Origin of the sequence: Isoptericola sp. NPDC057391 (assembly GCF_042668085.1) — a bacterium.
In the GTDB taxonomy this organism is placed as follows: Bacteria; Actinomycetota; Actinomycetes; order Actinomycetales; family Cellulomonadaceae; genus Isoptericola.
The window spans coordinates 17,125-30,711 of record NZ_JBHVBO010000007.1 but is presented as its reverse complement, the minus strand read 5'-3'; the positions used below and the strand labels follow the sequence as shown (position 1 = coordinate 30,711).

General features: G+C 75.1%; 14 protein-coding genes. 11 read left to right on the top strand and 3 right to left on the bottom strand.

The window, feature by feature from the left end:
• Window positions 1-33: 33 nt before the first annotated feature.
• Genes ACFUVW_RS02045 through ACFUVW_RS02035 form a run of 3 tightly spaced genes read right to left on the bottom strand, consistent with a single transcriptional unit; the run spans window position 34 to window position 3,918 of the window.
• Entirely contained in the window at window positions 34-690 is a 657-nt protein-coding gene (locus tag ACFUVW_RS02045; RefSeq protein WP_430569680.1) for a response regulator, read from the bottom strand.
• A gap of 34 nt (window positions 691-724) precedes the next feature.
• Entirely contained in the window at window positions 725-1,888 is a 1,164-nt protein-coding gene (locus tag ACFUVW_RS02040) for a sensor histidine kinase (RefSeq protein WP_430569679.1), read from the bottom strand.
• A gap of 44 nt (window positions 1,889-1,932) precedes the next feature.
• The gene (locus ACFUVW_RS02035; protein ID WP_430569678.1) at window positions 1,933-3,918 is read right to left on the bottom strand and encodes a glycoside hydrolase family 3 protein; all 1,986 of its coding nucleotides are present in this window, start codon (window positions 3,916-3,918) and stop codon (window positions 1,933-1,935) included.
• Between the two features lie 240 nt (window positions 3,919-4,158).
• On the opposite strand from ACFUVW_RS02035, the gene ACFUVW_RS02030 reads away from it, so the two are divergent.
• The 11 genes from ACFUVW_RS02030 to ACFUVW_RS01980 all read left to right on the top strand — a co-directional run bounded on the left by ACFUVW_RS02030 (window position 4,159) and on the right by ACFUVW_RS01980 (window position 13,460).
• Entirely contained in the window at window positions 4,159-4,608 is a 450-nt protein-coding gene (locus ACFUVW_RS02030) for a hypothetical protein (protein ID WP_430569677.1), read from the top strand.
• Window positions 4,605-6,230 carry a multicopper oxidase family protein gene (locus tag ACFUVW_RS02025; protein WP_430569676.1) on the top strand — a complete coding sequence of 542 codons (1,626 nt, stop codon included), beginning with the start codon at window positions 4,605-4,607 and terminating at the stop codon, window positions 6,228-6,230. Before ACFUVW_RS02030 ends, ACFUVW_RS02025 begins: the two co-directional genes overlap by 4 nt.
• Before the next feature lie 17 nt (window positions 6,231-6,247).
• Complete coding sequence (locus ACFUVW_RS02020) at window positions 6,248-7,159, top strand: arginase family protein (RefSeq protein ID WP_430569675.1); 912 nt, start codon at window positions 6,248-6,250, stop codon at window positions 7,157-7,159.
• A gap of 51 nt (window positions 7,160-7,210) precedes the next feature.
• Complete coding sequence (locus ACFUVW_RS02015) at window positions 7,211-7,783, top strand: GNAT family N-acetyltransferase (protein WP_430569674.1); 573 nt, start codon at window positions 7,211-7,213, stop codon at window positions 7,781-7,783.
• 49 nt (window positions 7,784-7,832) lie between these two features.
• Window positions 7,833-8,279, top strand: a complete 447-nt coding sequence (locus ACFUVW_RS02010; protein ID WP_430569673.1) for a helix-turn-helix transcriptional regulator — start codon at window positions 7,833-7,835, stop codon at window positions 8,277-8,279.
• Window positions 8,280-8,293: 14 nt separating this feature from the next.
• Window positions 8,294-8,704, top strand: coding sequence for a VOC family protein (locus ACFUVW_RS02005; protein ID WP_430569706.1), 411 nt, complete (start codon window positions 8,294-8,296; stop codon window positions 8,702-8,704).
• The gene (locus ACFUVW_RS02000) at window positions 8,701-9,177 is read left to right on the top strand and encodes a nitroreductase family deazaflavin-dependent oxidoreductase (RefSeq protein WP_430569672.1); all 477 of its coding nucleotides are present in this window, start codon (window positions 8,701-8,703) and stop codon (window positions 9,175-9,177) included. Before ACFUVW_RS02005 ends, ACFUVW_RS02000 begins: the two co-directional genes overlap by 4 nt.
• Window positions 9,178-9,335: 158 nt before the next feature.
• Entirely contained in the window at window positions 9,336-9,923 is a 588-nt protein-coding gene (locus tag ACFUVW_RS01995; RefSeq protein WP_430569671.1) for an MOSC domain-containing protein, read from the top strand.
• Window positions 9,924-9,963: 40 nt separating this feature from the next.
• A complete protein-coding gene (locus tag ACFUVW_RS01990) occupies window positions 9,964-12,333 on the top strand; it encodes an ATP-binding cassette domain-containing protein (RefSeq protein ID WP_430569670.1) in 2,370 nt (789 codons plus the stop codon).
• Window positions 12,334-12,357: 24 nt separating this feature from the next.
• Window positions 12,358-13,125 carry an SDR family NAD(P)-dependent oxidoreductase gene (locus ACFUVW_RS01985; protein WP_430569669.1) on the top strand — a complete coding sequence of 256 codons (768 nt, stop codon included), beginning with the start codon at window positions 12,358-12,360 and terminating at the stop codon, window positions 13,123-13,125.
• A gap of 50 nt (window positions 13,126-13,175) precedes the next feature.
• On the top strand, window positions 13,176-13,460 hold the full coding sequence (locus ACFUVW_RS01980; protein WP_430569668.1) for a DUF6412 domain-containing protein: 285 nt from the start codon (window positions 13,176-13,178) through the stop codon (window positions 13,458-13,460).
• Window positions 13,461-13,587: the final 127 nt, after the last annotated feature.

Sequence of the window (13,587 nt, the reverse complement as noted above, 5' to 3'; positions counted from 1 at the left end):
GTGTGCGGTCGGTGGGCCGTGCTCGCTCGCCGGTCAGCCGCCCGGCGTGACGAGCCCCGTCTCGTACGCCAGCACGACCAGCGCCGCGCGGTCGCGGGCGTCCAGCCGCGTGAGCAGCCGGCTCACGTACGTGCGCGCGGTGGCGGGGCTGAGGTACAGGTCGCGGGCGATCTCGTCGTTGGTCAGCCCGCGCCCCACCCGGGTGAGCACCTCCCGCTCGCGCTCGGTGAGGCCGGCGACGGCGTCGTCGTCGAGCCGGCGGGGAGCGTCGGCGACGGCGCGCATCGCCGCGGCGGTGACGGCGGGGGCCAGCAGGGAGTCGCCGGCCGCCACGGTGCGGATCGCGGCGCGCAGGTCGCCGGGGGAGACGTCCTTGAGCAGGTAGCCCGACGCGCCGGCGCGGATGGCCTCGACCACGTGCTCGTCCTCGTCGAACGTGGTGAGCACGAGGACGCGGACGTCACGCAGCGCCGGGTCCGCGACGACCGCCCGGGTCGCCTCGATGCCGTCCAGGCCCGGCATGCGTACGTCCATCAGCACGACGTCGGGGCGCAGCTCGCGCACCCGCGCCAGCCCGGAGCGCCCGTCGGCGGCCTCGCCCACCACGGCGATGTCGCCGTCCAGCTCCGCCAGCGGGCGCAGGCCGGCCCGCACGAGCTCCTGGTCGTCGACCAGCACGATCCGGATCATGGCTCCAGTCTGGCCGGTGCGGCGGGCCGCGGCCTCAGCGGGGGAGCGTCGCCGGGAGGTCGGCGACGACGGCGAACCCGCCCGCCGGAAGGTCGCCCGCGGTGAGGGTGCCGCCCAGCAGACCCGCGCGCTCCCGCATCCCCGCGAGCCCGGTCCCGGTGCCCGGGGAGGGCCCGGCCCCGCGCCCGTCGTCCGTCACCGCCAGGCGCAGGCGCCCGCCGTCGACGGCGGCCTCGACCCGGACGCGGCGCGCGTCCGCGTGCCGCAGCACGTTGGTCAGCGCCTCCTGGGCGATGCGGTAGGCGGCGGCGTCGATCGTGTCGCTCAGCGAGCCGGGTGCGACGTCGTCCCGCACCTCGACCTCGACGCCGGCCGCCCGCACCGGCGCGACGAGGGTGTCGAGGCCGGCCAGGCCGAGCGCCCCGCGCGGCGCGACGTCGGGCGTGGGGGAGCGCAGCACCTTCACCGTGGCCCGCAGCTCGTCGAGCGTGCCCGAGGCCGCCTCCCGGACGCGGGCGAGGGCGTCGCGCGCGGCGTCGTCGTCGCGCCCGACGGCCTCGTCCGCGACGCCGGCGTGCAGCGCGACGACCGACAGGTGGTGGCCGACGGTGTCGTGCAGGTCGCGGGCGATCCGCAGCCGTTCGGCCTGCAGCCGCTCCTGCGCGGCGTGCGCCTCCTGCTCGGCCGTGAGCTCGCGGACCAGCGCGGTGCGCTCGCGGGCCTCGCGCGCCAGCCGGACGGCGACGCCGAGCGCGACCGCCGCCGCGGTGAGCGCGACGTTGGTGACCAGGTCGTAGGCCGTGAGCGCCGCGCTCGGGTCGTCGTCGTCGGTCACGCGGAACCAGGTGGCGACCGCGACCAGCACGAGGCCGGTCCCGGCCGCCCACCCGGCCCGTCCGCGCTCGGCCGCCGCGTACAGGGCGGCGACCGCGGGCAGCACCATGCCGATGGGCGCGAACCCGAGGGCGTAGTAGGCGCACACGCCGAGGAACGTCAGCACGAGCATCGTGCGCGGGGCGGTGCGCCGCAGCAGCACCAGCGCGCCGAACCCCGCCGCGAACAGGTACGCCGCGGCGCCGGCGTCGCCCTGGCCCGACGGGTCCGCGGCGATGACGACCGCGACGACGAGCGTCGACGCCAGCGCCAGGACGACGTCCGTCACCCACGGGCTCGGCGGCGTCGTCGCGGACGAGGTCATGCCGCCAGGCTAGGCGCCGCCCCCGCAGGGTGCCGCACAGGGGGTCAGCGGCCCCGGTACGACAGCCCGAAGCCGGCCTCGAACAGCGGGTGCGCGGTGTCGTCGGGCACGTCGCCGAGCTGGGCCTCGACCTCCGCGGTGCTGGACGGCAGCTCGAACGGCAGGTGCCCGCCCGGGCGCGACCTGCCCACGATCGTCCGCAGCAGCACCTCGTCGCTCACGCCGTAGTTCGCGAGCACGGCATCGGCGTGCTCGACGACGTTCCCGAGGATCAGCGGGCGGGACAGTTGCGGCGACGCGATCGTCGTCGCGCCCGCCTCGTGCGCCGCGACCAGGGCCCGGTAGTCCTCCTCGTCGCCCGTGAAGTCGAGGCCGGTGAGGTCGTCCCCGCCCTTCGGGTCGGACAGGCGCACGACGGCGACGTCGGCGTCGGCAGGGTCGTCGACGACCCGCAGGCCGAGCCGCTCCGCGGCCTCCGGGGCGACCCCGTGCAGGTACACCGTGCGGGCGCCGTGCCGGCCGGTCGCGAGGGGCAACGTCCGGTCCTCGTTCTCCAGCAGGGTGAGGGAGCGTGCCTGCACGGCCTCGCCGAGGCGGGCGTGCGCCCGGTGGCCCACCACGCGGTCGGCACGGTCGGGGTCGACGTACGGGTCCTCGAAGAGGCCGAGCTCGAACTTCTGCGTCAGCACGGCGGCGGCTGCCTCGTCGACGCGCGCCTCGCTGAGCAGGCCCTGCTCGACGGCGGCGACGACGTGCTCCGGGTGGTCGTCGCCGCCCACGATGTCGACGCCCGCGTTGATCGTGCTGGCGAACCGCTCGGGGCGGGTGAGGTCCTCGACGCCCCACGACATGCCCGCTCCCCACGGGCCGACGAAGAAGTTCGGCGGGCGGTTCTCCTTGCAGGCCTGCGGGCAGTCGCCGGTGACGCCCCAGTCGCTGGTGATGACGCCGTCGAAGCCGTACCCGTCCTGCAGGAGGCCGAGCATGTCCTCGCTGTGCCCGGCGCCGACCTGTTCCACGGGCCTCCCGTCGATCGTGAGGTCCTTCAGGATCGAGTAGGTCGGCATGACGCCCGCGGCCCCGGCGTCGAACGCCGCCTCGTACGGCTCGAGGTGCTCGGCGAAGTTGCCGCCGGGGAACGCCGCGAACCGCCCGTAGTAGTAGTGGCTGTCGTAGCCGTTCACCTGGGCGCCGTACCCGGCCCAGTGCTTGACGACGGTGCTCACGGACTCGTCGTGCAGTCCGTCGTCGCCGCCCTGCAGGCCCTCGACGTACGCCCCGACCTGGGGGCCGACCAGCTCGGCCGTGGAGCCGAACGTGCCGTTGATGCGCGACCAGCGGGGCTCGGTGGCGATGTCGGCCTGCGGGGACAGGGCCTCCGTGATGCCGACGGCGCGGTACTCGCGGCGGATGACGTCGCCCATCGCGCGGGTCAGGGCGACGGAGTCCGCGGCTCCGACGCCGATGGCGTCTGGGAACGCGGAGAAGTCGCCGCTCGCGACGGTCTGGCCGCCGGTGACGGTGAACCCGTGGCGGGGGTCGGTGCTGATCTTCAGCGGGATGCCGAGCTCCTGCTGCTCGGCCTCCTGCTGGAGCGCGTTGTGCTCCGTCGCGAGCGTGCGGGCGTCCGCGCCGAGCCGGGAGATGTACGTCGTGACGTGCTGGCTCAGCAGGTCGCGGAACGCCTCGCGGTCGTAGGTCTCCTCGCCCGAGAGGCTGCCGTGGATGAGCTGGCCCGCCTTCTGCTCCAGGTCCATCCGCGCGACCAGGTCGGCCGCCCGCTCCCGCGGGGTCAGCCGCCAGTCCTCGTACGGGGTGACCTTCCCGTTCCCGTCCAGGTCGCGGAACCGTCTGCCGTCCTCGCGGACGATGTCGGCCGACCGTGTCTCCAGGTGCGGCTGCGGTCCGGCGCCGGGGCCGGGGCGGTGGGCGGAGCCGGCGGGAGCCGTGGCCACCAGGGTGGCCACGACCGTCGCGCAGGCGAGGCCGGTCGTACCGATGCGCCGGAGGCGCGCTGACGTCGTCGTCATGGAAGCTCCCTCGTGATGCTCGTCCCCGGGGACCGGGGCGGGGCACGCCGTCGTGCTCCGAAAAACCTACCTGTCGGAAGGTTTCTGGACGGCAGCCAACCACCCCGGTCCCGTCCGGGCAAGCGCCCGTCCACGGTGCGGACCTCGGGGGCGCGTCAGGGTCGGTGTCGCCCCCGGGCGACACCGGAAGACGCTCCCGGGCCGATGTGGCCCACCCCGGTGCGCCGGGATCGTCGAGGCATGACCTCCAACCAGACCTTCCCCCAGCCCCCGAACCGGCCCTCCCCCCGGACGCCCGGCGCACCCCCGACCGACCGCGGCGGCATCTCCTGGCCGCTCGTGGCCGGGCTCGCGTCGATGGCGCTGCTCTGGCCGCTCACCGGTCTCACCGGCATCGGCGGCACCGGCGCGCCGCGCGCGCTCGGCATCGTCGCGCTCACCGCCGTCGTGTGGATCGGCGTCGTCGGCTTCGGCCGCGTGCCCAGGCCGGTGCTCACCCTGACGATGACGGGCCTCGCGTTCGGCGTCGTCGCGCTGCTCGTCTCGACGCTGTTCGGCGGCGTCGGCCTGGGCGGCGAGGGCGCGGCCGCGTGGACGGCGGTCCCGGCGCTCGCGATGGACGCCGGCTGGGGCGCGCTCGCGGGCGTGGTCGCGCTCGGCGTCCAGAAGGCCCGCGGCGGCGCCCGATGACGGCGCGACGCGCACCAGGACCGACCCGGCGCGCCGTCCTGCGCGCGGCGGCGCTCGCCGCCGTCGTCCCGCTCGTGGCCGCCGGGTGCGGGGCGATCGCCGGCTCGGTGACGCCGGTCGACGAGCCGGACTTCTCGCGCGAGCTGCCGGTCCCGCCGCTCGCGGAGTCGACCCTCGTCGACGGGGTGCGCACGTTCCGCCTCGCCGCCCAGGAGGGGACGACCGAGCTGCTGCCCGGCGTCGAGACGCCGACCTGGGGCTTCGACGGCCCGTACCTCGGCCCCACGCTGCGGGCGGAGCGCGGCGAGAAGGTCGCCGTCGAGGTGACCAACGACCTGGACGTCACGACCAGCGTGCACTGGCACGGCATGCACCTGCCCGCCGCGATGGACGGCGGCCCGCACCAGCCGGTCGAGCCGGGTGCCACCTGGCGGCCCACCTGGACGATCGACCAGCCCGCCGCGACCCTCTGGTACCACCCCCACCCGCACGGCGAGACGGAGGAGCACGTGTACCGCGGCCTCGCCGGGCTGTTCCTGCTCGACGACGACGCGTCGCGCGCCGCCCACCTGCCGCAGGAGTACGGCGTCGACGACGTCCCGGTGGTCGTGCAGGACAAGGTGATCGACGACGACGGGCAGCTCGTGCTGAAGGACGACGGCGGCGAGCCGGGCACGCTCGGCGGCACGGTCGTGACGAACGGCGTCGCGGGCGCGTACCAGCGCGTCACGACCGAGCGGATCCGGCTGCGGCTGCTCAACGGGTCGACGGCGCGCACCTACGCCCTGGGGTTCGCGGACCGGGGGATGGACCTCGTCGCCACGGACGGCGGGCTCCTCGACGCCCCGGTGCGCCTCGACCGGGTGCGCCTGGCGCCGGGGGAGCGGGCGGAGGTGGTGGTCGCGATGACCCCGGGCGGGACGACGCGGCTGCGCTCCGCCGAGGTGGACCTGGGCGGCGTCGCGGCGCCGTTCGCGATGGGCGGCAACGACGCGTTCGACGTGCTGGAGCTGCGCGCTGCGGACGAGCTCGCGCCGTCGCCCGAGCCGTCGTGGGGGCGCTCGCGGCACGCGGCCGAGGACGCGCTGCACGAGGAGGATGCGACCGTGACCCGCGCGTTCGACCTCGACGAGCGCACCATCAACGGCGAGCGGATGGACGCCGGGCGCATCGACGAGGTCGCGACCGTCGGCACCACGGAGGTGTGGGAGGTGCGCAACACCATCCCCATGCCGCACAGCTTCCACGTGCACGACGTGCAGTTCCGCGTGCTGACGGTCGACGGGCAGGCGCCGCCCCCCGAGCTCGCCGGCCCGAAGGACACCGTCTACCTGGAGCCGCGCCGCACCTACCGGCTGCTGATGCGGTTCGAGGACTACACGGACGACGTGCTGCCGTACATGTACCACTGCCACATGCTGCTGCACGAGGACGAGGGGATGATGGGCCAGCTCCTCGTCGTGGGACCGGGCTCGGACGCGCGGCCCGGGCCGTCACCGCACCTGTCCGGGCACGACGGCGCGCACGACGGCGCGCACACAGGGGGGCACGACGCCGCCGCTCCCGTGGTGGGCGACGGGTACGGGCCGCGACGGGCGGCCGCCCCGCACGACCACGGGTGACGTGCCACGCTGGCGGCGTGATCGCGCTGCTGTCGGCCCCGACGAACCTCGGCCTGCGCCCGCCGTCGCCGGGGCGGCTGCCGGGCACGTGGCGTGCGCCCGAGGCGCTGCGCGCGGCGGGCCTGCACCGGCGCCTGGTGGCGGCCGGGGCGGTGGACGGGGGCGTCGTCGCGCCCGGCCCGTACGTGGACGACGACGGCCGCCGCCCGCCCGGCACGATCCGCAACCAGGCCGCGATCGTCGAGCACGCGCGGCGGCTCTCCCGGCGGGTCGTGGAGCTGGTGGACGGCGGGCGGACGCCGCTGGTGCTCGGCGGGGACTGCAGCCTCGTCGTCGGCGCCGGTCTCGCGCTGCGCTCGCTCGAGGCGGGCCGGCGCCGCGGGTTGGTCCACGTGGACGGGCACACAGACTTCCGGCACCCCGGCAACAGCGACGACTACGGCAGCCTGGCGGGCGAGGACCTCGCGGCGGCGGTCGGGCGGCACCTGCCGGAGGTCGCGGACGTCGACGGGCTCGGGCCGTACGTCGAGCCGGCCCGGGCCGTGCACGTCGGGTGCCGGGACGACGACGAGCACGCCGCGGAGGTGCGCGGCCTGCTGGCCGACGTCGTCCCGGCGGCGGAGGTGGTCCGCGTCGGTGGGGCGGCGGTTGCGGAGCGGGTGCTGGCGGTCCCCGGCCTGCCGGGCGGGTTCTGGCTGCAGGTGGACGTCGACGTGCTCGACCCGCGGTGGATGCCCGCCGTCGACAGCCCGGACCCGGGCGGGCTCGACCCCGACCAGCTCGTCGAGCTGCTGCGGCCGCTCGCGCCGTGGGCGCTGGGCGCGTCCGTCACGGTCTTCGACCCCGAGCTGGACCCGGACGGGCGGTACGCCGCCACCGTCGCGGACGTCGTCGTGCGGGGTCTGGGCGCCCTCGGCTCGCGTCGCTGAGCAGCGGGAACGGGCTGGCGCGGCGGACGACGACGGTGCCAGGATCGCGGCATGCCCACCCTCCTGCCCGTCACCTTCGCGCCCTTCACCGAGCCCGGGCAGCCCGTGCTCGACGTGCCCGCCGCGGGCGCCCGCCTCCGCCCGTGGCGGCCCGACGACGCCCCGGCCGTGCGCGCGGTGTACGCGGACGCCGCGATCCAGCGCTGGCACGTCCGCGTGCTGGAGTCGGACGACGAGGCGCGCGAGGTGGTCGCCGGCTGGCGCGACGGCTGGTCGGAGGGGCGCGAGTCGAGCTGGGCGGTGGTGGACGCCGCGGACGACACCGTGCTCCTGGGCCGCACGGCCGTGAAGACCTTCGACCCGCACGGCGTCGGCGCGGTCGCCTACTGGACCGCCCCCGCCGCTCGGGGCCGCGGCGTGGCCCCCGCGGCGCTCGACGTGGCGGCGGCGTGGGCGTTCGACGCCGGGTTCCGCCGCCTGGAGCTGGTCCACTCGGTCGACAACGCGCCGTCGTGCCGGGTGGCTCGGAAGGCCGGGTTCGCCGCCGAGGGCGTGCTGCGGCAGTCCGTGCGCCACCTCGACGGGTGGCACGACATGCACCTGCACGCGCGGGTGGCCGGCTGATCGCCGTGGACCCCGGGCGGGCGTCGGCGGGCCGTGGAAGCATCGGACCGTGACCAGCAGCGACGCCGACCGGCTGCGCGACCTCGCGCTGCTGCGGCGTGTGCGCGACCGGATGGACCGCGAGTTCGCGCAGCCGCTGGACGTGGAGGCGCTGGCCCAGGGCGTGCACATGTCGGCGGGGCACCTGAGCCGGCAGTTCAAGGCCGCGTTCGGCGAGTCGCCGTACAGCTACCTCATGACGCGGCGCATCGAGCGGGCGATGACGCTGCTGCGTCGTGGCGACCTGAGCGTCACCGAGGTGTGCTTCGAGGTGGGGTCGTCGTCGCTCGGCACGTTCAGCACCCGGTTCACGGAGCTGGTGGGGATGTCGCCCAGCGAGTACGCCCGGCGGGCCCGGTCGTCGGAGGCGGGGGAGCTGCCGTCGTGCGTCACGAAGCAGGTGACCCGACCGGTCAGGAATCGAGAAGCGCCGGCCGTGGACCTCCACCTAGCGTGAATTCCATGAGCGACATCGACATCACCATCCACACGACCTTCCTGCCGCACACCGACCCCGAGGCCTCCCTCGGCTTCTACCGCGACCTGCTCGGCTTCGAGCTGGTCCAGGACGTCGGCCAGGGCGCGATGCGCTGGCTCACGTTCGTCTCGCCGGCGCAGCCCGAGACCCGGCTCGTCCTCACGCCGCCCGCGGCGGACCCGGGCGTCACCGAGGACGAGCGCCGCACCATCGTCGAGCTGATGGCCAAGGGCAGCTACCAGTCGATCATCCTCGGCACGAAGGACCTCGACGGCGTCTTCGCCACGCTGCAGGCCGCCGACGCCGAGGTGGTCTCCGAGCCCACCGAGCAGCCGTGGGGCGTGCGCGACTGCGCCTTCCGCGACCCGGCGGGCAACATGGTCCGCATCGACCAGGTCGGGTGAGCGCCGTGACGCAGCAGCAGGCGACGAGGCGCCCGAAGGGCACCCCCGGACCGCTCTCCCTGTGGTTCCAGCGGCAGGCCAACGCCAGCACCGCCAAGAAGATCCGTCGCAAGGGCGGGCAGATGATGGGCATGGACCTGCTGGTCCTGCACACCGTCGGACGTCGCACGGGCGAGGCGCGGGAGAACCCGCTGGCCTGGTTCGACGACGGCGCGGGCGGCCGGCTCGTGGTCGCCTCCGGCGGCGGCACCCGGCACCCCGGCTGGTTCGCGAACCTCGTCGCGCACCCCGACCGGGTCGCCGTCGAGCTGCACGGGACCGGCACCGTCCCCGCGACGGCGCACGTGCTCGACGACGCCGAGCGCGCCCGGGTGTGGCCGGCGATCGCGGCGGCCGCGCCGACCATCGACAAGCACCAGCGCAAGAGCGACCGGCAGTACCCGGTCGTCCGCCTCGTCCCGGCCGGCGCCTGACGTGTGCGTCCCCGGGATCCCGCACGTCACCGGGACCACCACGCCGCGCGGCGAGGTCGTCGGACCCGACGACCTCGACGCCGACCCTGTCGCCCGTACGGCGTACGATGCACTTCCCGCGGGACTCGACCCATCCCGACCGAAGGAGCAAGCCCCCGGTGACCGTCACGGAGCCCTCCCTCCCCGCCTCGCCGTCCCCCCGGGCGGCCACGGGCCGGGTCGTCTCCGTGCACGCGAGCGGCGAGCACGGGTTCAGCAAGCCGGCCGTCGACCGGATCGTGCTGGTCGAGGGGGTCGGGGTGGAGGGTGACGCCCACGCCGGGGTCACGGTGCAGCACCGCAGCCGTGTGGCCGCCGACCCGTCGCAGCCGAACCTGCGCCAGGTGCACCTCATCCACGGCGAGCTCTTCGACAGGCTCGCCGCCGCCGGCCACGACGTGGCGCCCGGCGACCTGGGGGAGAACGTCACCACCCGCGGGATCGACCTGCTGGCGCTGCCCGTGGGCACCCGGCTCACGATCGGCGAGTCCGTCGTGACCGTCACCGGGCTGCGCAACCCCTGCCAGCAGATCAACGACTTCCAGCCGGGCCTGCTCAAGCAGGTGCTGCGCCGCGGGGACGACGGCGCGGTCGAGCGGCTCGCCGGCGTCATGGGGATCGTGTCGCGCGGCGGCACGGTCCGCCCCGGGGACGCGGTCGAGGTCGAGCTGCCGGCCCCGCCGCACCTTCCCCTCACCCGCGTGTGACCGCGCGCCGCCGACCATCGACGACCCAAGGAGCCCTTCTGTGACCACGACCAACCACGCCGCCGACGCCCACGACGTCATCCGCGTGCAGGGCGCCCGCGAGAACAACCTGCGCGACGTGGACGTCGAGATCCCCAAGCGCCGCCTCTCCGTGTTCACGGGGGTGTCGGGATCGGGCAAGAGCTCGCTGGTGTTCGCGACCATCGCGGCCGAGTCGCGGCGGCTCATCGACGAGACGTACTCGACGTTCGTGCAGGGCTTCATGCCGTCGCTGCCGCGCCCGGACGTGGACGTCCTGGAGGGCATCACCACCGCGATCCTCGTGGACCAGGAGCGGATGGGCGCCAACGTGCGGTCCACCGTCGGCACGGTCACCGACGCGAACGCGATGCTGCGCAACCTGTTCAGCCGCGTCGGCGAGCCGTACGTCGGCCCGCCCACGGCGTTCTCGTTCAACATCCCGACGTCGACGGCGAGCGGCGTGTTCTCGACCGGCAAGGCCGGGGGCGAGGTCGAGAAGAAGGTCGTGCGCAACCAGGTGTACCTGGGCGGCATGTGCCCGGAGTGCGAGGGGCGCGGCACGGTCTCCGACCTCGACCTGTCGGTCATCGTCGACGAGTCGCTGTCCCTCAACGAGGGTGCGATCCTCGTGCCGGGCTACAAGGCCGACGGCTGGATGGTGAAGGGCTTCTCGGAGTCGGGGATGCTCGACGGGGACAAGCCGGTCAAGGAGTTCACCGAGTCCGAGCGGCACGACTTCCTCTACAAGGAGAAGGGGAAGATCAAGGCGCTCGGGATGAACATGACCTACCAGGGCCTCATCCCCAAGCTGCGCGAGTCGATGTTCAGCAAGGCGCCGGAGTCGCTCCAGCCGCACATCCGGGCGTTCGTGGAGCGGGCCGCGGTGTTCGTGCCGTGCCCCGCCTGCGACGGCACCCGGCTCAACGAGTCGGCCCGGTCGGCGAAGGTCAACGGCGCCGGCATCGCGGACGTGTGCCGCATGCAGATCACCGACGCCGCCGAGTGGGCCCGCGGGATCGACGACCCGTCGGTCGCGCCGCTGGTCGGCTCGCTGCTGCACCTGTTCGACAAGTTCGTCGAGATCGGGCTGGGCTACCTGTCGCTGGAGCGGCCGGCCGGCACGCTGTCGGGCGGCGAGGCGCAGCGCACCAAGATGATCCGCCATCTGGGGTCCGCGCTCACCGACGTCACGTACGTGTTCGACGAGCCGACCGTCGGGCTGCACCCGCACGACATCCAGAGGATGAACGGCCTGCTCCTCGAGCTGCGCGACAAGGGCAACACGGTGCTCGTCGTCGAGCACAAGCCGGAGGCCATCGCGATCGCCGACCACGTGATCGACCTGGGCCCGGGCGCCGGCACGGACGGCGGCACGATCTGCTTCGAGGGCACGCTGGAGGGGCTGCGGGCCAGCGACACCCTCACCGGCCGTCACCTGGACGACCGGGTGCGGGTCAAGGAGACGGTCCGCGAGCCCTCGGGTGCGCTGGAGATCCGCGGCGCGGCGCAGAACAACCTGCGCGACGTCGACGTCGACGTCCCGACCGGCGTCCTGACCGTCGTCACGGGCGTCGCCGGCTCCGGCAAGAGCTCCCTCATCCACGGCAACCTCGCCGGGCGCGAGGGCGTGGTCGTCGTCGACCAGGGCGCGATCAAGGGCTCGCGGCGCTCCAACCCCGCCACCTACACCGGCCTGCTGGAACCGATCCGCAAGGCGTTCGCGAAGGCGAACGGGGTGAAGCCCGCCCTGTTCAGCGCCAACTCGGAGGGCGCGTGCCCCACCTGCAAGGGCAACGGCCGCATCTACACCGAGCTCGGCTTCATGGAGACGGTCGAGACGCCGTGCGAGGACTGCGGCGGCAAGCGGTTCATGGCGTCGGTGCTGGAGTACACGCTCGGCGGCAAGAACATCGCCGAGGTCTTCGACCTGTCGGTCGCGCAGGCGCACGCCTTCTTCCGCGAGGGCGAGGCGAAGATCCCCGCGGCGCACAAGATCCTCGCGCACCTGGAGGACGTCGGGCTCGGCTACGTCAAGCTCGGCCAGCCCCTCAACACCCTGTCCGGCGGCGAGCGGCAGCGGCTCAAGCTCGCCATGCACATGGGCGAGAGGGGCGGCACGTACATCCTCGACGAGCCCACCACCGGCCTGCACCTGGCCGACGTCGCCAACCTGCTCGGCCTGCTGGACCGGCTGGTCGACGCCGGCAAGACGGTGATCGTCATCGAGCACCACCAGGCCGTCATGGCGCACGCCGACTGGATCATCGACCTGGGCCCGGGCGCCGGGCACGACGGCGGCACGGTCGTCTTCGAGGGCACGCCCGCCGACCTCGTGGCCGCCCGCTCCACCGTCACCGGCGAGCACCTCGCCGACTACGTCGGCGCCTGAGCCGGCACGGCGAGAGGGGGAGCGATGGACCGCTTCGCGGGGCGCGTCGCGCTCGTGACCGGGGCCGCGCACGGCATCGGCGCCGCCGTCGTGCGGCGGCTGGCCGCCGAGGGAGCGTCGGTGGTGCTCGCCGACGTCGACACGGCCGCGGCCGAGCAGACGGCGGCGGCCCTCGGGCCGGAGGCGCTCGTCGTGCCCTGCGACCTCACCGACCGGGCGTCGGTCGAGGCGGCGGTGGACGCCGCCGTGAGCCGGTTCGGCCGCCTCGACGCGGTGGTCAACGTCGCGGGCGGCGCGCTCGGCCACCCGGACCAGCTCGACGGCGGCACCGACGCGGACTGGGCCGCCACCGTGGACCTCAACCTCACCGGTCCGGCGCGCGTCGTGCGCGCCGCAGCACCGCACCTGACCCGCCCGGGCGGCGCCGTCGTGCTGGTCGGTTCGGTCAACGGCCTCGCGGCGTTCGGGGGCGACGCCTACTCCGCCGCGAAGGCCGGGCTCGGCGTGCTGGCGAAGAACCTCGCCGTCCGGCTCGGGCCGGACGGCGTGCGCGTCAACGTCGTCGCGCCCGGCACCGTCCGCACCCGCGTCTGGGACGACCAGGGCGGTCCCGACCGCCTCGCGCCGATGTACCCGCTGGGGCGCGTGGGCGAGCCGGCGGACATCGCCGCGGCCGTCGCGTTCCTCGCGTCCGACGACGCCGCGTGGATCACGGGCGTCACGCTGCCCGTGGAGGGCGGCGTGCTCGCCGGGCCGCTCGCCGCTCTCGACCGGCTCGCCGACGGGACCTGACGCGCGCGCTATCGTGACGGGACGGTCCCATGAGCGGGAGGGGAGACGGCATGGGTGAGGTCCTGCTCGTGCTGGCGCGCGACGTGTCGTCGTCGCTCGCGGTGCTGCTCGGCACCCCGACTCTGACGACCCTGCTCCTCCTGGTCGGCGCCGCCGGCCTCGCCGCGATGGCGCTGAGCGTCGTGGCCCGCGCGACGGCGGCCGGTCCGCGGCTCGTGCCCGTGACCGCGCCCGTCGTGCGGCGCTCCGCCGACGTCCCGCCGCTCGTCACCCAGAGCGATCCCCACGCGCCCGGCCACCCCCGGCCGCGTGCCCCCGGCGTCCTCGCCGGCTGACCACCCCTCGGGCATGCCCTGAACCCTCCCGCCCGGACGGTGCGCCCTCGTGCGCGCTGCTGCGGCGACCCCGCACGCCCGCGGGGTGTTCGGCGAACGCGACCCCTTGTCGTTCGACCGAGGACAC